This window comes from Streptomyces sp. MB09-01, from assembly GCF_033794505.1.
GTDB lineage: Bacteria > Actinomycetota > Actinomycetes > Streptomycetales > Streptomycetaceae > Streptomyces.
Map to the genome: position 1 here is coordinate 1 of NZ_JARAYQ010000165.1, position 19360 is coordinate 19360.

15 protein-coding genes are annotated in these 19360 nt (G+C 73.3%); 13 read left to right on the top strand and 2 right to left on the bottom strand.

The features are described 5' to 3' along the window. The 11 genes from PV721_RS28745 to moeZ all read left to right on the top strand — a co-directional run. A partial coding sequence (locus PV721_RS28745; protein WP_319729118.1) for a DUF3152 domain-containing protein occupies positions 1–1003 on the top strand: 1003 nt, incomplete at its 5' end. Between the two features lie 70 nt (positions 1004–1073). Continuing rightward, positions 1074–1169 (top strand): Ms4533A family Cys-rich leader peptide, encoded by a 96-nt coding sequence (locus tag PV721_RS28750; protein ID WP_319729120.1) that lies wholly within the window; start codon positions 1074–1076, stop codon positions 1167–1169. A 168-nt stretch (positions 1170–1337) separates the two neighbouring features. Continuing rightward, the gene (locus PV721_RS28755) at positions 1338–3077 is read left to right on the top strand and encodes an ABC transporter substrate-binding protein (RefSeq protein ID WP_319729123.1); all 1740 of its coding nucleotides are present in this window, start codon (positions 1338–1340) and stop codon (positions 3075–3077) included. Then, positions 3074–4057 carry an ABC transporter permease gene (locus tag PV721_RS28760; RefSeq protein ID WP_319729125.1) on the top strand — a complete coding sequence of 328 codons (984 nt, stop codon included), beginning with the start codon at positions 3074–3076 and terminating at the stop codon, positions 4055–4057. Before PV721_RS28755 ends, PV721_RS28760 begins: the two co-directional genes overlap by 4 nt. Then, positions 4054–5046, top strand: a complete 993-nt coding sequence (locus tag PV721_RS28765) for an ABC transporter permease (RefSeq protein ID WP_319729127.1) — start codon at positions 4054–4056, stop codon at positions 5044–5046. Before PV721_RS28760 ends, PV721_RS28765 begins: the two co-directional genes overlap by 4 nt. Then, a complete protein-coding gene (locus tag PV721_RS28770; protein WP_319729129.1) occupies positions 5043–6713 on the top strand; it encodes an ABC transporter ATP-binding protein in 1671 nt (556 codons plus the stop codon). The genes PV721_RS28765 and PV721_RS28770 overlap by 4 nt, the downstream gene beginning before the upstream one ends. A gap of 177 nt (positions 6714–6890) precedes the next feature. Next, positions 6891–8501: a DUF3492 domain-containing protein gene (locus PV721_RS28775; RefSeq protein WP_319729131.1), complete on the top strand. Its 1611-nt coding sequence runs from the start codon at positions 6891–6893 to the stop codon at positions 8499–8501. Between the two features lie 335 nt (positions 8502–8836). Further along, positions 8837–9664 carry a hypothetical protein gene (locus PV721_RS28780; protein ID WP_319729133.1) on the top strand — a complete coding sequence of 276 codons (828 nt, stop codon included), beginning with the start codon at positions 8837–8839 and terminating at the stop codon, positions 9662–9664. A 135-nt stretch (positions 9665–9799) separates the two neighbouring features. Continuing rightward, a complete protein-coding gene (locus tag PV721_RS28785) occupies positions 9800–10810 on the top strand; it encodes an NAD-dependent epimerase/dehydratase (RefSeq protein ID WP_319729134.1) in 1011 nt (336 codons plus the stop codon). Then, entirely contained in the window at positions 10798–11553 is a 756-nt protein-coding gene (locus tag PV721_RS28790; protein WP_319729137.1) for a spherulation-specific family 4 protein, read from the top strand. The genes PV721_RS28785 and PV721_RS28790 overlap by 13 nt, the downstream gene beginning before the upstream one ends. A 63-nt stretch (positions 11554–11616) precedes the next feature. Then, a complete protein-coding gene (gene moeZ / locus PV721_RS28795) occupies positions 11617–12795 on the top strand; it encodes an adenylyltransferase/sulfurtransferase MoeZ (RefSeq protein WP_319729139.1) in 1179 nt (392 codons plus the stop codon). A gap of 70 nt (positions 12796–12865) precedes the next feature. Here the strand turns inward: moeZ and PV721_RS28800 are convergent, their stop codons facing one another. Further along, on the bottom strand, positions 12866–14461 hold the full coding sequence (locus PV721_RS28800) for an alpha/beta hydrolase (RefSeq protein WP_319729141.1): 1596 nt from the start codon (positions 14459–14461) through the stop codon (positions 12866–12868). A 95-nt stretch (positions 14462–14556) separates the two neighbouring features. Then, positions 14557–17397 carry a lysylphosphatidylglycerol synthase domain-containing protein gene (locus PV721_RS28805; protein WP_416371202.1) on the bottom strand — a complete coding sequence of 947 codons (2841 nt, stop codon included), beginning with the start codon at positions 17395–17397 and terminating at the stop codon, positions 14557–14559. 120 nt (positions 17398–17517) lie between these two features. Here PV721_RS28805 and PV721_RS28810 point away from each other — a divergent pair, with 120 nt between their 5' ends. Next, entirely contained in the window at positions 17518–17877 is a 360-nt protein-coding gene (locus tag PV721_RS28810) for an MGMT family protein (RefSeq protein ID WP_319729146.1), read from the top strand. A gap of 174 nt (positions 17878–18051) precedes the next feature. After that, positions 18052–19360: ATP-dependent helicase (locus PV721_RS28815; protein WP_319729148.1), on the top strand; the 1309-nt coding region annotated here is incomplete at its 3' end.

Below are 19360 nucleotides of genomic sequence, written 5' to 3' on the forward strand. Positions count from 1 at the left end.
GGTGGTCCTGGAGCCGCCCGCCCCGGGCCCGGCCCCGGACCCGGCCCGCGCCCCGGCGCCCGTACCGGATCCCGCACCCGATCCCTTCACCTCCACCGGGTCGCACCGCCGCGTGCCCGGGCCGCGAAAACCGGTCGACCCCGTCGCGGAGCCGCCCGGCTCCGGCCGCGGCCACAAGGTCCGCACGTACACCGGGATGGCGGCCGCGGCCGTCACCACCGTCCTCGCCGTCGTCGTCGCGGGCCAGGTGCTCGCGGACGGCGACTCGGTCAAGACCGGCGCGGCGGCCACTCCCGACGAAGGCCGGTCCGACACGGCCGCCTCCCGCTCGGACGGCCGCCCCACCCCGAACGGCCCCGTGCCCGCGCCCGCGGCGCCCTCCGTCGGGCCCGCGCCGGAGCTGACGTACGAGCAGCAGATGGCGCAGCAGCTGCCGATCGACGCGAAGCTCACCGGCCCCGGGACCTTCGACACCGTGCCCGGCGTGGCCAAGGCCCCCGGCAAGGGCAAGCTCGTGCGCTACCGCGTCGACGTCGAGCAGGGCCTGGGCCTGGACCCGCAGCTCTTCGCCGAGGCGGTGCAGCGCACCCTCAACGACCCGCGCAGCTGGGCCCACGGGGGCGCGATGACCTTCGAGCGGGTGCCGGGCGGCGAGGCCGATTTCGTGATCACGCTGGCCAGCCCCGGGACCACCGGGGTGTGGTGCGCCAAGTCCGACCTCGACACCACCGTCGACAACGTCTCCTGCGACTCCGCGTCGACCTCCCGGGTCATGATCAACGCGTTCCGCTGGGCGCAGGGCTCCGCGACCTACGGCCCGGACCAGATGTTCGCCTACCGCCAGATGCTCATCAACCACGAGGTCGGACACCGGCTCGGACACGGGCACGTGAACTGCCAGACCCCGGGTGCGCTCGCGCCGATCATGCAGCAGCAGACGAAGTCCCTCGACATCGGCGGAATCCAGTGCAAGGCCAACCCGTGGGTGCACCCCGGTAGTTGAAGCCACGGACCGCCGCCGCGGCAGGAATCCGCGTTGACAATCCGTCCGATCATCGGCGATGGTTCTCCGCATGTCGCAGCACCACACCATGACCGCGAGCGCCGCCATTGAGCTGGCGCTGCTTGGTGTGACCGCGCACAGCGTGGCCGACATCTTCTGTCGCTGACGCCTGCCTGAAGCGCCGCGACCCTCTTTCCCCATTCGCCGCGCCCGGGTGTACGCATGCCCGCAGGCGCGGCTCCTTCGTCATCGGTGACCCCTTTTCCGGCGCCGATCGCTGCCCCTGGCGTGGCCTTTTCCCCTTTCTTCCTTCACGCCGAGAGGTCCTTCTCCGATGTTGCGTCAGTCCCACATATCGCGCCGCGTGGCCGCGGTCGCCGTCAGCCTCGTACTGGCCGGGGGCGCCGCCGCCTGCGGGCCCAAGGACGGCGCGGACAAGGCCGGTTCGGGCGACAAGCCGGGCGCCGCCGGGGGTGCGCCGCAGAAGGGCGGCACCCTGACCGTCCTCAACTCCGAGCCGCAGAGCGACTTCGACCCGGCCCGGCTCTACACCTCGGGCGGCGGAAACGTTCCCTCGCTGGTCTTCCGCACGCTGACCACCCGCAACCGCGAAGCCGGGGCGGCCGGGACCAAGGTCGTGCCCGACCTGGCCACCGACACAGGCAGGCCCAACGCCGACGCCACGGAGTGGACGTACACGCTCAAGGACGGGCTGAAGTACGAGGACGGCACCCCGATCACCACCGCCGACATCAAGTACGGCATCGAGCGGTCCTTCGCCGGTGAGCTGTCGGGCGGCGCCCCGTACCTGCGGGACTGGCTGGTCGGCGGCGAGACGTACGAGGGCCCCTACAAGGACGGCGGCAAGGGCCTCGACTCGATCGTCGTGCCCGACGCGAAGACGATCGTCTTCAAACTGCGCAAGCCCGAGGGCGAGTTCCCCTTCGTCGCCACCCAGACGCAGTTCGCGCCCGTCCCCAGGGCCAAGGACACCGGGGTCAAGTACGAGGAGCACCCCGTCTCCTCCGGCCCGTACAAGGTCGTCAAGAACGACAACGACGGCGAGCACCTCACCCTGGAGCGCAACGAGCACTGGGACGAGAAGACCGACGAGGAGCGCAAGGCCTACCCGGACAAGATCGACGTCCGCTCCGGGCTGGACTCCGCCGTCATCAACCAGCGCCTGTCCACCAGCTCCGGAGCCGACGCGGCGGCCATCACCACCGACACCAACCTCGGGCCCGCCGAGCTCGCCCAGATCGGCAGCAACAAGGAGCTGGAGGGCCGCATCGGCACCGGCCACTTCGGCTACGTCAACTACCTGGCCTTCAACCCCAAGGTGGCCCCCTTCGACAACCCGAAGGTGCGCCAGGCCGTCTCCCACGCGATCAACCGCACCAGCGTGGTCAACGCGGCGGGCGGCTCCGCGCTCGCCGAGCCCGCCACCACCTTCCTGCCCGAGCGCGAGGCCTTCGGCTTCACGCCCTACGACCACTTCCCGGCGGGCAAGACGGGCGACCCGGCCAAGGCCGGGGAACTGCTCAAGGAGGCCGGCTTCCCCGACGGCGTCACCGTCACCCTGACCCACTCCACCGCACAGAACCGCCAGACCAGCCCCGAGGTCGCCACCGCCGTTCAGCAGGCGCTCGCCGCCGCCGGGATCACGGTCAAGCTGGAGGGCCTGGAGAACAACGCCTTCAACGAGAAGCGCTGGGACGCCAAGAACACCCCCGGCTTCTTCCTCTCCCGCTGGGGCGCCGACTGGCCGTCCGGCGGCCCCTTCCTCGCCCCGATCTTCGACGGCCGGCAGATCGTGGCCAACGGCTCCAACTACAACCACGCACAGCTGAACGACCCGGCCGTGAACGCCGAGATCGACGAGATCGCCAAGCTGACCGACCTCGCGGCCGCCGGCAAGCGCTGGGGCGCCCTCGACAAGAAGATCGGCGAGCAGGCCCTCGCCGTGCCGCTCTTCCACCCGGTCTACAAGCGGCTCGTCGGCAAGGACGTCAAGAACGTCGTGATCAGCGACTGGACGGGCGTCCTCGACATCTCGCAGGTCTCCGTCAAGTGACCCTCACCGCCGAACCGTCGGTGCCCGCGCCCGGGATCGTCACCCCGGGCGCGGGCACCGCGCGCCAGGTCGGGCGGCGCCTGCGCCGCCGCCCCGCGGCCCTCGCGGCGGCCGGTGTCCTGGCCCTGCTCGCCCTGCTCGCCCTCACCGCGCCCCTGCTCGCCCAGCTCACCGGCCAGGACCCGAACGCCTACCACGACGACCTGGTCGACTCCGCGCGCGGCGGCGTCCCGTACGGCTCCTTCGGCGGGATCTCCGCCGACCACTGGCTCGGCGTCGAACCGGGCACCGGCCGCGACCTGTTCACCCGGCTCGCCCACGGCGCCCGGATCTCCCTGCTCGTCGCCCTCGGCGCCACCGCCGTACAGACCGCCGTCGGAGTGGCCGCCGGACTCGCCGCCGCCCTCGGCAACCGCTTCGCGGGACAGGTCATCGGCCGGTTCACCGACGTGATGATCGCCCTGCCCATGCTGGTGCTCGGCATCGCCCTCACCGCCGTCGTCCCGCCCGACTTCCCGCGGCCGCTGCTGCTGATCCTGATCATCGGACTGCTCGACTGGGGCGGCGTCGCCCGGATGGTGCGCGCCCAGACCCTCGCCCTGCGCGACCTGGACTTCGTGGACGCCGCCCGTCTTTCCGGCAACGGCACCCTGCGGATCGCCCGCCGGGAACTGCTGCCCTCGCTGGCCGCCCCCGTCATCACCCTCGCCGCGATCAAGGTCCCCGCCGCCATGGTGGCCGAGGCCTCGCTGTCCTTCCTCGGGGTCGGCGTGAAACCGCCCACCCCCTCCTGGGGACAGATGCTGTCCAGCGCCCAGACCTGGTTCCGCGCCGACCCCACCTACGTCCTGCTCCCCGCCGGGCTGCTCTTCGTCACCGTGCTCGCCTTCACCGTGCTGGGCGACGCCGTCCGCACGGCCCTCGACCCGCGCGAAGGCTCGCGCCTGCGGGTCGGCACCAGAAAGGAGCGCAAGCAGTGACCCGCTTCGTGCTCAAACGGACCGGCGGCGCACTGCTCGTGCTGCTCACGCTGTCCGTCCTCATCTACGCCCTCTTCTACCTCGCCCCCGGAGACCCCGCCCGGCTCGCCTGCGGGGAGCGCTGCAACCCGGCGCAGATCGCCCAAGTACGCGAACAGCTCGGGCTGAACGAGTCGGCGGTCACCCAGTACCTGCACTTCCTCCAGGGGCTGCTGGCGGGCCGGGACCACTCCGGCGGCGCCGGGCTCGTCCTGCACTGCGACGCGCCCTGCCTGGGATTCTCGTACCAGAACGACCAGCAGGTCACCGAGCTGATCCTGGAGCGGCTGCCCGCCACCCTCTCGCTCGCGCTGGGCGCGCTGGTGATCTGGCTGGTGGTCGGCGTCGGCACCGGGCTGCTGTCCGCGCTGCGCCGCGGCGGCATCACCGAACGGGTGCTGACCGTCCTCACGCTCGCGGGTACCGGCACCCCCGTCTTCATCCTGGGACTGCTGCTGCTCATGAGCGTCTGCGCCTACCTGCAGTGGCTGCCCTTCCCGACCTACGTGCCGCTGACCGAGGACCCCGAGCAGTGGGCCTGGAACCTGCTCCTGCCGTGGGTGACGCTCGGCCTCTTCGAGAGCGCCAAATACGCCCGTCTCACGCGCAGTTCGACCCTGGAGACGCTCGCCGAGGACCACATCCGCACCTTCCGCGCCTACGGGGTGGGGGAGCGGGCCCTCGTCACCCGGCACGCGGTGCGCGGCGCCGTGGCCCCCGTGATCGCACTCAGCGCCGTGGACTTCGGCACGATGATCGGCGGCGCCGTGCTGACCGAGTCGCTGTTCGGGATCCCCGGCCTCGGCAAGACCCTCATCGACGGGGTACGGGTCGTGGACCTGCCCGTCGTGGTCGGCGTCGTCCTGGCCATCGGCACGGCCGTGGTCCTCGCGGGCGCGATCGCCGACCTGCTCTACGCCGCCGCGGACCGAAGGGTGACCCTCGCATGACGCAACCACTGGTGGACGTCGACGGCCTCGTGGTCGACTTCGCGGTCGGCGGTGCGGGGGAGTACGTACGTGCCGTGGACGGGCTCTCCTTCACCCTGGACGCGGGACGCGCCCTGGGCATCGTGGGCGAATCCGGCAGCGGCAAGTCCACCGTGGCCGCAGCCCTGCTGGGACTGCACCGGGGCACGGGCGCACGGCTGGCCGGGACCGTCCGGGTGGGCGGCACCGACGTGGCCGCGGCCCCGGCGGCCGAACTGCGCCGCCTGCGCGGCGGAACCGCCGCCATGGTCTTCCAGGACCCGCTGAGCTCCCTCGACCCGTACTACGCCATCGGCGACCAGATCGCCGAGGTGTACCGGGTCCACGCGGACGTCTCCCGGCGGGCCGCCCGTGCGCGGGCCGTCGAGGTGCTGGACCGGGTGGGCATCCCGGACGCGGTACGCCGCTCCCGCGCGCGGCCGCACGAGTTCAGCGGCGGCATGCGGCAGCGGGTCCTCATCGCGATGGCGCTGGCCTGCGAGCCGCGGCTGCTGATCGCCGACGAGCCGACCACCGCGCTGGACGTCACCGTCCAGGCGCAGATCCTGGACCTGCTGCACGGGCTGCGGGAGGAGCGCGGGCTCGGGCTGCTGCTGGTCACCCACGACGTGGGGGTGGCGGCGGAGAGCGTGGACGAGCTGCTGGTCATGCGGGGCGGCCACGCCGTTGAGCGGGGGGAGGTGGGGTCGGTCCTCTCGGCGCCGGCCGACCCGTACACCCAGGCTCTGCTGGCGGCGGTGCCGAGGCTGGACGGGCCGCGGGCCTCCCGGGCCCTGCCCGCACCCGCGCCTCGAGCGCCGACGGGGCCGGATGGTGCGGCGGGGCTGGAGGATGCCGCGGAACCCGTCGTCGAAGTGTTCGGGGTGCGGCGGGAGTTCGGGCGGGGGAAGCGGCGGGTCGTGGCCGTCGGCGGGGTTTCGCTCGCCGTGCGGGCCGGGGAGACTCTCGGGATCGTGGGGGAGAGCGGCAGCGGCAAGAGCACGCTCGGGCGGATGCTCGTCGGGCTGCTGGAGCCCACCTCCGGGCAGGTCCGCCGGGACGGCGCGGAGGCCGGCGGGATCGCGGCCGGCGTGCAGATGGTGTTCCAGGACCCGGTGTCCTCCCTCAATCCGCGCCGCTCCGTCGGCGAGTCCATCGCCGACCCGCTGCGCGCGGCCGGGGAGCGGGACGAGGCGGCCGTGCGGGCACGGGTCGGGGAGCTGCTGCTGCGCGTCGGGCTGGAGCCCGGGCACTACGACCGCTACCCGCACGAGTTCAGCGGCGGCCAGCGCCAGCGCGTCGGCATCGCCCGGGCCCTGGCGCCCCGCCCCCGGCTGATCGTCTGCGACGAGCCGGTCTCGGCCCTCGACGTGACCACGCAGGCCCAGGTCACCGCGCTGCTGGCGGAACTCCAGCGGGAGCTCGGCATCGCCCTGGTCTTCATCGCGCACGACCTGGCGGTGGTCCGGCAGGTCAGCGACCGGGTGGCCGTCATGCGGGCCGGCGAGGTCGTGGAGGAGGGGCCGGTGGACGAGGTCTACGACCGCCCGGCCCACGCCTACACCCGCCAGCTGCTGGCCGCCGTCCCGGCACTGGATCCGGTACTGGCCGCCGAGCGCCGCACCTCGCGGCAGGAGGCCTTCGCCTAGGCCGTACTTCTAGCGTGCTCGAACGCGAACCGTACGGGAAAGTTACGACTCTTCACCCCTTCCGGTGGCGCGACGGACAACCGTCCGTCGCGCCTTCGGCATATCCGCTTGAGTTCTCCCGCGGCGGGTCGCCTGACCGACGGCGACCGCCTGAACGGGAGATCGGGGGTGCCACTCGTGCGGATCGGACTGGTCACGGAAGGTGGTTATCCGTATGCGACGGGAGAGGCGAGGCTGTGGTGCGACCGGCTCGTGCGCGGGCTCCCGCAGCACGAGTTCGAGCTCTACGCACTGAGCCGCAGCGCCGAGCAGGAACGCGCGCGGGTCCCGCTGCCGGAGCACGTCACCCGCGTCCGGACGGCCCCCCTGTGGGCCCCCGCCGACGACGGACGGAGCTACTCCCGGCGCGAGCGCCGACGGTTCGGCGACTGCTTCCGGGAGCTGGTCCAGGGGATCTGCGCCGGCGCGCCCGACCCCTTCGCCTCCGGGCTGTACGGCCTCGCCGAACTCGCCCGCGAACAGGGCGGGCTGTACGCGGCACTGCGCTCCGAGTCGGCGGTGCGGGCCCTGGAGTCCGCCTGCCGGGCGCCGGGCGCGAGCGGCACCGTACGGGCGGCGCAGGTGACCGACCTGCTGGAGTTCGTGGACGAACTGGAGCGGATGCTGCGGCCGTTGTCCCTCGACTGGTACGAGGACCCGGGCGGTCTCGGCGCGGCCGACATCTGCCATGCGGCGGCGGGCGGGGTGGCGGCCCTCCCGGGGCTGCTGGCCAAACGCTTCTGCGGGGTCCCGCTGCTGGTGACCGAGTACGGGGTCCAGCTCCGGGCCCACTACCTCGCCCAGCTCGACGCACGGCGCGAGCCGGCCGACCGCCCCGCCGTACGGGCCCTGCTCGCGGCCTTCCACCTCCGGCTGGCCGGCGAGATCTACGCCCGGGCCGACTTCCTGACCCCCGGGAACGCGCACGCCCGGCGCTGGCAGGAGAAGTGCGGAGCCACCCGGGAACGGCTGCGCACCGTCTACCCGGGGATGGAGGCGGACCGATTCGCCACCGTCGGCGAAGCCGTGGACTGCGGGGACCCCGACACGCTCGTGTGGGTCGGCCGGATAGAGCCCGCCAAGGACCTCATCGCCCTGCTGCACGCCTTCGCCGAGGTGCGCAGGGCCGCTCCCCACACCCGGCTGCGGATCTTTGCCACGGCCGCGGCACCCGGCTACCTCGCCGACTGCCGCTCCCTCGCCGCGCAGCTCTTCCCCGACGAGGCCGCGGACGCGGTGACGGCCGGGGAGAACCCCGTCACCTTCGAGGAGATCGGCGGACCTGACGCGCCCTCCTCGGCCGCGGCGTACGGCGCCGGGCGCGTCGTCGTGCTGTCCTCCGTCATCGAGGGCTTCCCGGTCACCCTGGCCGAGGCGATGTTCTGCGGCCGGGCCACCGTCTCCACCGACGTGGGCGCGGTGTTCGAGGTCATCGGCGGCACCGGGCTCGTCGTCCCGCCGCGCAACCCCCGGGCGCTCGCCGACGCCTGCCTGTCGCTGCTGCGCGATCCCGAGCGGGCGCAGCGGCTGGGCGCGGCCGCCCGGGCGCGGGCCCTGGAGCTCTTCACGGTCGAGCAGAACGTGGCCGCCTTCCAGGAGATCTACCTGCGGCTGCTGGCCAAGGGCTCCGCCCGGCCGGCCGGGGAGGTCCCCTTCGCCCGGCCCCCGGAGGCGCGCGTCCCGGGCCACTGGACCAGCCCGACCTGGGCCGGGCCCCTCCCGGACCCGAGCTCGGAGGCCGCCGTATGACCACCGTCGACCCGCAGACCGCCCCCCCGGCACATCCCGCTCCGCTGACGCCCCCCGAGCCCTGGCCCCTCGCAGCCCTGCCGGCGGTTGAGGCGCGGGGGTCTGGGGGCAGCGCCCCCGGCAACGGCGCCGCACCAGAGGACGTCGTCACACCTGCGCCGCTGCCAGGGCTCCGTCCCGGACCCCGCGCCTCAAACACCGGCGAGGCTGGATTCGCCCCCGGCGAGGCTGGAAGTGTCGAGGCTGAAGGTGCGGGTCCGCGCACCGCCGGCGGAAGTGGCGGGGCGGCCGCGAAGGCCGTGCGGCGGCGGGGCGGCGGGGATCCCGTCAAGGCGTTGCTGCACCGGCACCGGGAGCTGTGCGAGCGGGCCGTGGACCCACTGGAGATCGCCGCCGGGCTGGAAGCCCACGGCATCACCGACCGCACCGCCGCACGCTTCCGCCACCGCGACGTCTTCTCGCTCGCCGAGGAGCTGTACGCCCGGTGCCCGCGTGGGGAGCACCCCGGCGCCCAGCCCGGCCGGGCCCCCGCAAGGGCCTCCGCAGGGGCCCCCGCCGTCCGGGGCTTCGGCTACGCGCTCCTGCCCGGGGCCCTCGCGTTCGGCGCGGCCGCCGCCGGGCAGGCGTGGGCCGGGCACGTCGCCGTGGCCGCCGCCGTCGCCGCTCTGGTGTGGCCGGGGCGGACCGCCGGGGGCCGGTTCCCCTACGCCGCGCACCTGCTGGCCGCGGCCCTGGTGGGCTGGGCCGCGCACCGGCACGGCGCCGCCCTCGCCGTCGCCCTCGCGCTGGCCGTCGCCCCCGGGCACCTGCTCGCCGCCGCGTTCGCCGCGGGGGCCCGGGCCCGGCTCGGCGGGAGCCGCGCCCTGGACGACTTCGCGGACCGGGCCCGTCCCCTGCTCGTCGCGGCCGTCGCCGTGTTCACCGGGGCCGCCGCGGGGGCGGCCGCGCTCGCCGGCACCCCGCTCCTGGTGGCGGTGCCGCTCGCCCTGCTGCTGTTCCTGACCCGGCTCCTGCTCCGGCACGGCGCCCACCGCGGTCCCGTCGGAGCCGCCCTCGCCCTCGCCCTGATCCCGGTGCCGCCGGCGGCGCTCGCCGCCGCGGCCGGCCTCCTCCTACACGCCGTCCTCGCCCTGTCCCGTGCATCCGCGCATGCGCGGCCCTGACGGCGCAGGGACGACCACCGACCTTCGGAGCCGACGCCGAGGCGCTTTACCCGTACCCCGCCCCATCCATCCATCCATCCGCCCGCAAGGAGAAACAGACATGACCGGCCAGCCAACCAACCAAGGGGTCTCGCGATGAGGGTGCTGCTGATCGGAGCCAACGGATACCTCGGGCGCTACGTCGCCGACCGGCTGCTCGCCGACCCCGCCGTCCAGCTCACCGCGCTCGGCCGCGGCGACGACGCCGACGTCCGCTTCGACCTGGCCACCGGCAGCCCCGGCGCGCTCACCCGCTTCCTGGACGCCGTCCACCCCGGCGTCGTCATCAACTGTGCCGGCGCCACCCGGGGCGGGGCCCGGGAGCTGACCCGGCACAACACCGTCGCCGTCGCCACGATCTGCGAGTCGCTGCGCCGCAGCGGCTGCGGGGCGCGCCTCGTCCAGCTCGGCTGCGCCGCCGAGTACGGGCCGAGCCAGCCCGGATCCTCCACGGCCGAGGACGCCGTGCCGAGACCCGGCGGGCCGTACGGCGTCAGCAAACTGGCCGCCACCGAGCTCGTGCTCGGCTCCGGGCTGGACGCCGTCGTCCTGCGGATCTTCTCGCCCGTCGGCCCCGGCACCCCCGCCGGATCCCCGCTCGGCCGGCTCGCCGAGGCCATGCGCCGCGCGATGCAGTCGGGCGACGGCGAGCTGAAGCTCAGCGGGCTGGGCGTGCAGCGCGACTTCGTCGACGTACGGGACGTGGCGCGGGCCGTGCACGCCGCCTCCCTGTCCGCCGCCCAGGGCGTCGTCAACATCGGCACCGGCCGGGCGGTCCGGTTGCGGGACGCGGCCGCCGTCCTGGCCCGGGTCGCCGGATACGGAGGCGCCCTGCACGAGCTGGACGTCCCGCACGGCGGATCCCCGCAGGGGCACATGCACCCCGGCCGCCCGGCCGGGCTGGCCTCCATCGGGTCCCCCCGCTCCGAGGTCACCGCGGAGCAGCTCTCGGCGGCGGCCCCCCAGCCGTACCCGTACCCCGACGGCTGCGGGGCCTGGCAGCAGGCGGACGTCCGCACCGCCCGCGACCGGCTCGGCTGGCGGCCCCGGATCAACCTGGAGGAATCCCTCGCGGACATCTGGATGGAGGCGGCGTGCCGCATCTGACCACGCCGCCGGGGGCGATGACCGCCGCCGCGACCGAGGCAGGCCGCCTCGGCCTCGGCATCCCCGGCTACGCGCACCCGCTGCTCGCGCCGGTCGAGTGGGCCGAGCTGACCCGCCCCGGCACCCCGCTGCACTGGGCCGTGCTCAACGTCACGGACGGCCCCGGCGGGCGGCCCGACCCGCACTGCACGGAAGCGGCGGGGAAGCTGCACGGCGCGGGCGGCACGGTCCTCGGCCATCTCGCGATGCGGGGCGGATCGCGGTCCTTCGGGGAACTGGTCTCCGACGCCCACCGCTTCCGCGACTGGTACGGGGTCGGCGGCTTCTACCTGGCCGGGACCCCGGCCGACAAGGCGGACCTGGCCTCGGTGTGCCGGGTCGTCGAGACCCTGCGCGGCCTCGGGGAGGACCTGCGGATCGTGCTCGGGCACGGCACGCATCCGTACGAGGGCTATGCGGAGGCCGCCGACCAGCTGGTCACCTTCTCCGGGGCCTGGGCCGACTACCGGTGGTCGCAGGTGGCGGAGTGGACCGCCGACCATCCGGCGGAGCGGTTCTGCCACCTGGTCCACGGGGTGCCGCGCACGCACCTGGAGGAGGCGATGCGGATCGCCCGCTGGCAGGGCGCGGGCACCATCTGGTTCACGGACCGGCGCGCCGTCGGCGACCGTGACCCGTGGGCCTCGATGCCCGGGTACTGGGACGAAATCGTCTCACGAATTGGGACAGGTGTCTTGGAATGAAGACGGGCGTGGCAGTGTTACGGAGAGAACCACCGTTAAGACGTAACCATCTACGGAGTCCCCGTGTCGCTGCCACCCCTGGTCGAGCCAGCTGCTGAGCTCACCGTTGACGAGGTCCGTCGGTACTCCCGCCACCTGATCATCCCGGATGTCGGGATGGACGGCCAGAAGCGCCTGAAGAACGCCAAGGTGCTGGCCGTGGGCGCGGGCGGCCTCGGCTCGCCCGCCCTCATGTACCTGGCCGCGGCCGGCGTCGGCACGCTGGGCATCGTGGAGTTCGACGAGGTCGACGAGTCGAACCTGCAGCGCCAGATCATCCACAGCCAGGCGGACATCGGCCGTTCCAAGGCCGAGTCGGCCCGCGACAGCGTGCTGGGCATCAACCCGTACGTGAACGTGGTGCTACACGAAGAGCGGCTCGAAGCCGAGAACGTGATGGAGATCTTCAGCCAGTACGACCTCATCGTCGACGGCACGGACAACTTCGCCACGCGCTACCTCGTCAACGACGCCTGCGTGCTGCTGAACAAGCCGTACGTGTGGGGCTCGATCTACCGCTTCGACGGCCAGGCCTCGGTCTTCTGGTCCGAGCACGGCCCGTGCTACCGCTGCCTCTACCCGGAGCCCCCGCCGCCGGGCATGGTCCCGAGCTGCGCCGAGGGCGGCGTGCTGGGCGTGCTCTGCGCGTCCATCGGGTCCATCCAGGTCACCGAGGCCATCAAGGTCCTCACCGGCGTCGGCGAGCCGCTGGTCGGCCGTTTGATGATCTACGACGCCCTGGAGATGCAGTACCGCCAGGTCAAGGTCCGCAAGGACCCCGACTGCGCGGTCTGCGGTCCGAACGCGACCGTCACCGAGCTCATCGACTACGAGGCCTTCTGCGGCGTCGTGTCGGAGGAGGCCCAGGAGGCCGCGCTCGGCTCGACGATCACTCCCAAGCAGCTCAAGGAGTGGATCGACAACGACGAGCCCATCGAGATCATCGACGTCCGCGAGATCAACGAGTACGAGATCGTCTCGATCCCCGGCGCGAAGCTGATCCCCAAGGGCGAGTTCCTGATGGGCAAGGCTCTCCAGGACCTGCCGCAGGACAGGCGCATCGTCTTGCACTGCAAGACGGGTGTCCGCAGTGCGGAAGTCCTCGCGGTCCTGAAGTCCGCAGGCTTCGCGGACGCGGTGCACGTCGGCGGCGGCGTCATCGGCTGGGTCCACCAGATCGAGCCCGAGAAGCCGGTCTACTAGCAGTCACCCCGGAGGGGCCGTACCGCGCGCGTCGCCCGGTACGGCCCCTCCGGCGTTCTCCGGATCCGGATCAGGCGCCTTCCGGAGGCTCCGGCGCGACGGGCGTCCCCGTGGCGTCCGGGCTCGCCGTGCAGACGGTGCCCGCCTCCGGGGTCTTCCCGTCCAGCAGATAGGTGTTGACGGCCTCCTGCACGCAGGGGTCGCCGCTGTTGTACGCGCCGTGCCCCTCGCCCTTGTACGTGAGTTCCACGCCCACGCCGGGGCCGAGCCGCTCCACCATCTTGCGGGCGCCCTCGTACGGGGTGGCCGGGTCGCCGGTGTTGCCGATCACCAGGATCGGGGCGGAGCCGGGGGCGGAGACGTCAGGGGTCTCCGAGGTGCCGGGCACCGGCCAGTCGGTGCAGCTCATCATGGCCCAGCCGAGGAAGTCCCCGAAGACGGGCGAGGCCGAACGGAACGCCGACAGCTTGGCCTTGGTCTCCTCCAGACTGTAACGGTCCTTGGAGTCCACGCAGTTGATGGCGGTGTTGGCGGCGCCGATGTTGCTGTAACGCCCTTGCTCGTCGCGGCCGTTGAGTGCGTCGGACAGGGCCAGCAACAGCTGTCCCTGCCCGCCCTCCGCCTCGTCGAGCCCCTGCTCCAGCAGCGGCCACAGCTCCTTGGAGTACAGGGCCTGCGCGATGCCGTTGGTGGCGGCGCTCTCGGTGAGCTGCCGGTCCCCGATGCCCGCGATGGGCTTCGCGGCCAGCTCCTTCTGGAGCTTGATGATGTTGGCCTCGATCTCCTTGGGCGTGCTGCCCTGGAGCCGGCACTCGTCGCCGCGGTCCACGCAGTCCTGGGCGAAGTTGTCGAGGGCCAGCTGGAAGCCCTTGGCCTGGCCCATGGCCCCTTCCTCGGAGTTCTTGGTCGGGTCCACCACGGCGTCGAAGACGGCCCGGCCGACGTTCTTGGGGAAGAGGTGGGCGTAGACCCCGCCGAGCTCGGTGCCGTAGGAGACGCCGAAGTAGTTCAGCTTCTCGTCGCCGAGGGCCTGGCGGATGCGGTCGAGGTCGCGGGCGGCGTCCGGGGTGCCGACGTGGGGGAGGAGCTTGCCGGACTTGTCCTTGCAGGCCTGCTGGTACTTCTTGATGTTGTCGACGTAGGTCTTCTCCTCCTGGGGGGAGTCCGGGGAGGAGTCCTGGGAGTAGTACACGTCCAGCTGCTTGTCGTCCTCGCAGCGGACGGGAGCGCTGGCGCCCACCCCGCGGGGGTCGAAGCTGACCAGGTCGTACCGGGCGCGCAGGGCCTCGTACTCCTTGGCGGCGCCGGGGAGGGTCGCGACGCCGGAGCCGCCGGGACCGCCGAAGTTGAAGACCAGGGAGCCGAGACGGTTCTTCTGGTCGCGGGCCTTGGCACGGATCAGGGCGATCGGGATCGTCTCGCCCCCCGGGTCGGCGTAGTCGAGGGGGACGTCCAGAGTGGCGCACTGCCAGTCCTTGGGCGGGACCGGGCCGCTGCCCTGTGCGGGGGTGGGGGCTTCGCAGTCACCCCACTTGAGGGGCTTGGCCGGCTGGGTGCCGTCGGCCTTCGGCTGCTTCTCTTCGCCGTCGTCGGAGCACGCGGCCGTGGAGAGCAGAGCGGCGGCGAGTGCGGCGGCGGCGGGGACCCGCCAGGCGTTTCTCGGCATGCCTCCATCCTGTGCGCCCTCCGCCGCCCGCGCCCCCGCGCTGACCCATACGGGTCTCCGCCCGGCCCCGCACAACCCGCAGACCGGGCCGGAGGCTAAATGGCTTCCTTGCGGGTCAAGAAGTTGAACGAGATCCACCCCGGCAGCACCGGCAGCCAGAACGTCATCAGCCGGAACAACAGCACCGCCGAGATCGCGACCTCCTTCTCCAGCCCGGCCGCGATCAGCCCCAGCGTCAGCGTGGTCTCCACCGCGCCCATGCCGCCCGGCGTCGGCGCCGCCGAACCCAGCGCGTTGCCCGCCAGGAAGACCACCGCGATGCTCGCGTAGCTGATGGCCTCGCCGCCCCCGAACGCGCGGATCGACGCGTCCAGGCACATCACGAAGCAGCCGGTCAGCAGGAGCATCCCGCCGATGCCGGTCATCAGCTTCTTGGGCCGCTGGAGCACGTCCAGCATGCGCGGCACCACGCCCGCGAACAGCGCCCGCACCCGCGTCACGACGAACTTCCGCATGAACGGGACCGCCGTCACCACCAGCACGAGCACGGCGACCGTCAGCAGCCCCGCGATGACCGCCCGGGAGGGGGTCATCTCGGGGGTCTTCTCGGTTCCGGTCAGGTAGCCGAACGACAGCAACAGCAGGATGTGGCTGGCCAGCCCGAAGAGCTGGGAGGCTCCCACGCTCGCGACCGCCAGCCCCGGCCGGACCCCCGCCCGCTGCAGGAAGCGGGTGTTCAGCGCGACACCGCCGACCGCCGCCGGGGCCACCAGCTTCACGAACGAGCCGGCCACCTGCGCGACCACGGTCCGCAGGAACGGCACCCGCTCCGGCACGAAGCCCAGCAGGCTCATCGCCGCCGCGAAGTACGTCAGCGCCGAGAAGGCCAGCGCCGCCCCCACCCAGCCCCACTGCGCCTCGCCGATGATCGTCGCGAAGTCGACGTGGGCGAGCTGCGTGAGCAGGAAGTACGCACCGAACGCGCCCGCGATGAACGACACCAGCGTGCGCGGCCGGATCCGCTCCAGCCGGGCCGGCTCCACCGGAGCCTGCGGGCGGATCAGCAGCACCTGCTGGCGGATCTGGCTCAGCAGGTCCTCCTCGCGCGCCCCGTCCAGCGCGTCGTCCAGGGCCCGCTTCTCCGCCTTGCGGTCGGCCGCCGCCGAGGCGGGCGCCGAGGTGGCGGAAGCCGCGGACTCCGCCTCGCGCGCCGCCTTCGCCGCCCGCGAGGACTCCAGTACGGCCTCCCGCTGCCGCTCCGCCCGCTCCCGGGCCAGCTTGCGCAGCGTCGCCCGGGTGGAACGGCTCAGTGCGATGGGCTGGAGCAGCGGCAGGCAGTCCGCCACCGTGTCCGGGCCGAGCACCGACACCGCCGACGCCACCGACCGTTCCGCGCCGACCCGCAGGCCGAGCGTGGTGAGCAGCTGTGCGACGTCCATCCGGAGCACCAGATCGCCCGCGGCGATCTCGCCGCCCCGCAGGTCGGTGAGGATGACATTGCCGGAACGATCCACCACCAGGGCGTCCCCGGTGAGCCGCCGGTGCGCGATCCGCCGCGAGTGGAGGGCCCGTACCTGCTCCCACGCGTTGCGGCTGAGCTCGTCGGTGATCTCCTCGTCGGGGACGGAGTCCAGGGTCCGGCCGCCCAGGTGCTCGTACACGAGCATCACCGCGTCCGGACCGAGCTCGGAAGTGGCGATCAGCTTCTGCGCGTTGGCCCCGGCCGCGATGGCCGCGTATGCGAGGAGCGCCTCCTGCTCCAGCGCCTGGCGCAGCGACAGCAGGCTGCGCCCCGTGGTGATGCCGCGCAGCGTGAGGCGGCGCCAGACCCGGTAGAAGAAGCCCTGGGCCTGCTGCTCGCGGTCGACGACGGTGACGTCGAGCGGCGGGCCGTCCTCCAGGGTGACGTGGTAGCGCCGGCCCCGGTCGTTCACCTCGGTCGTCTCGGGGCCGTCGGGCATCTCGGCGCGCATCGCGCTGACCGGCTGGAAGCCGACCCGGCGCAGTCCGGCGAGGAGGTTCTGCCCGGTGGGGCGCACATTGGGCGAGCCGACGGCGTACAGGGTGCCGTAGGCGACGCTCCAGCCGATCAGCACGGTGAGGATGATGGAGAAGGGTGTGGTGTAGCCGTTGACCAGCATGGTGAGGGCGTTGAGCAGCAGGACCACCCACAGCGCCACGCGCCAGTGGGGCCTGCGGGTCATGCCGACGGCGGTCATGTACGCGATGACGGGCGCGAGGTAGCCGTGCACCGGGTCGGTCAGGGCCCCGCCGCCCGCGGGCCGGGTGAGGGCGTCCTGGATCGTGTCGGGGGCGGCCTGGGAGACCCACAGGTCGGTGGCGAGGGTGACGCCGTGCGCGAGGACGGCGGCGAGCACGCCGTCGGCGATGCGCAGCCCGTCGCGTTTGATCAGCCGCTCGATGGCGAAGGCGACGGGCAGCAGCAGCACGGCGATGCTGGACACGAGCGCCGCGACCTTGATCAGCAGGTCCGGCGCCTGGCCGGTCCCCTTGCTGATGTCCTCCTCGAGACCGACCGTCGTGCCGTGGGCGAAGGCGGCGATGGCGAGCAGGACGGCGATGCCGAGGACGCCGACGAGGAGGCGCACGAGGTCGGACGGCCGATGCACGCGGGCGGCGAGCAGCGGCTCGTCGACCTCGACGCGGTCGGCGGCCGCCGACGCGTGGCCGTGCGGTCCTTCCGCGTCGCCGCTCGCACCGTCGGTGCCGGTGCCGGTGTCACCGTCGGGGCGCGGGGCCTTCGGCGGGACCTTCGACAGAGCCTTCGGCGGGGTCTCCGGGCGGGTCGCCGGAACGGGTTCGGGGCGGGGGGCGGCGCCGTCGTCTGGGCGCGCGCCGTCGTCCGCCGCGCCGTCCGGAGGGCTCACACCCTGCTCCTTCGTCGTCACATCCGTCTCTTCTTGATCACGTATCACCAGTCACCGCCCGGAAGATGGTGGCACGGACCGACGGGCCAGCGGGGCATCAGGGTGCGTGCCGGTCCGGAACCCCGACTTCCGCCGGCTCGGTCTCCGGCGTACTGCACCATGTGCTGAATGAGTGAGGAGCTGCCCGCGTACGCGGAGCACGTGCTTGAGGTGGCAGAGCGTATTCCGCCCGGCCGGGTGATGACATACGGGGACGTCGCCGAATGGCTCGGCGAGGGAGGCCCGCGCCAAGTCGGGCGTGTCATGGCGCTGTACGGGGGAGCCGTGCCCTGGTGGCGCGTGGTGCGGGCGGACGGCGTACCCCTGCCCGGCCACGAACTGCGCGCCCTGGAGCACTACCGGGCCGAGGCCACCCCGCTGCGCCTGACGGCGGGCGGCGAGCCGCGGCTGGACATGCGCCGGGCGCGCTGGGACGGGGCCCCGGGAGACCCCGGACAGGACGGCACGCGCGACGAGGCTCACACCTGACAGCTTCGGCCATGCGCGGCCTGGACGGGCGATCGGGCGACCGTGCGAACGTCCGTACGGGCTACCCGGGGGGACTGCGCGGCGTCGGCCGGTTGCCGTAGCGTTGCCTCTTCGGCTTCTCCGCGAGCCGTCACGGCAGCACCCGCAGACCCTCCAGGACCGGCACCCCACGTGATCACCTCTTCCTCCGAAAGCCGCCGCACCGAGCGGCGGCATACGCGGACCCCCGACGCGTACCGCCTCGTGCGCACCGGGCCGGAACGGGTGGATCCCCCTGTGCTGGACGCAGCGCAACGGGCGGTGGTTGACCACACCGGCGGACCACTGCTGGTCCTGGCCGGACCGGGCACCGGTAAGACGACCACGCTGGTCGAGGCGGTCACCGCCCGGGTGGAAGCCGGGGCGGACCCCGCCCGCATCCTCATCCTCACCTTCAGCCGCAAGGCGGCGGTGGAACTGCGCGACCGGGCCGCCCTGCGGCTGGGCGGTGCGCGGGCTCCGCAGGCCACCACCTTCCACTCCTTCTGCTACGGCCTGGTCCGCTCGCACCAGGACACCGACCTCTTCGCCGACCCGCTGCGGCTGCTGTCCGGCCCGGAGCAGGACGTGATGGTCCGCACCCTCCTCGAGGGCCAGCGCCGGATCCGCTCCATCCGCTGGCCCGACGACCTGCGGGCGGCGCTGACCACGCGCGGCTTCGCCGACGAGGTCCGTGCGGTGCTGGCCCGCGCCCGCGAACTGGGCCTCGGCCCGCAGGCCCTCTCCTCGTTCGCCGACCGCATCGGCCGCCCGGACTGGAAGGCGGCGGCGGCCTTCCTCTCCGAGTACCTGGACGTCCTGGACCTGCAGGGCACGCTGGACTATGCGGAACTCCTCCACCGTGCGGTCCTCCTGGCGGAAGGCACCCCTGCCCTGTCCTCCTCCTACGACGCGATCTTCGTGGACGAGTACCAGGACACGGACGCCTCCCAGCTGCGGCTGCTGCGGGCCCTGACCGGGCGCGGCGGCACGCTGGTCGCCTTCGGCGACCCCGACCAGTCGATCTACGCCTTCCGCGGCGCGGACATCAACAACATCCTGGACTTCGAATCCGCCTTCCCGGGCGCCGAGGTCAAGGCCCTGACGGTGGGCCGCCGCTCCGGCGCGGCCCTGCTGACGGCGACCCGTCTCCTCACCACCCGGATGCCGGTCCCGCGGCTGCCGGCCACGGCGGTACGCGCCCACCGCGGGCTCCAGGCCACCCGGGAGGGCGGCCGGGTGGAGGTCTTCACGTACCCGACGGCCGGCGCCGAGCTGGACAACATCGCCGACATCCTGCGCCGGGCCCACCTGGAGGACGGCGTCCCCTGGAAGGACATGGCCGTCCTGGTCCGCGCCGGCGGCCGCACCCTTCCGGCGATGCGCCGAGCCCTGATCTCGGCCGGGGTCCCCGCCGAAACGGACGGCACGGACACCCCCCTCCGCCACGAACCCGCCGTAGCCC

What these genes read in the sequence shown, in the direction of transcription:
- PV721_RS28750 (WP_319729120.1), top strand. Translation starts at nt 1,074, where the DNA reads ATGTCGCAGCACCACACCATGACCGCGAGCGCCGCCATTGAGCTGGCG.
- PV721_RS28755 (WP_319729123.1), top strand. Translation starts at nt 1,338, where the DNA reads ATGTTGCGTCAGTCCCACATATCGCGCCGCGTGGCCGCGGTCGCCGTC.
- PV721_RS28770 (WP_319729129.1), top strand. Translation starts at nt 5,043, where the DNA reads ATGACGCAACCACTGGTGGACGTCGACGGCCTCGTGGTCGACTTCGCG.
- PV721_RS28785 (WP_319729134.1), top strand. Translation starts at nt 9,800, where the DNA reads ATGAGGGTGCTGCTGATCGGAGCCAACGGATACCTCGGGCGCTACGTC.
- PV721_RS28800 (WP_319729141.1), bottom strand. Translation starts at nt 14,461, where the DNA reads ATGCCGAGAAACGCCTGGCGGGTCCCCGCCGCCGCCGCACTCGCCGCC.
- PV721_RS28810 (WP_319729146.1), top strand. Translation starts at nt 17,518, where the DNA reads ATGAGTGAGGAGCTGCCCGCGTACGCGGAGCACGTGCTTGAGGTGGCA.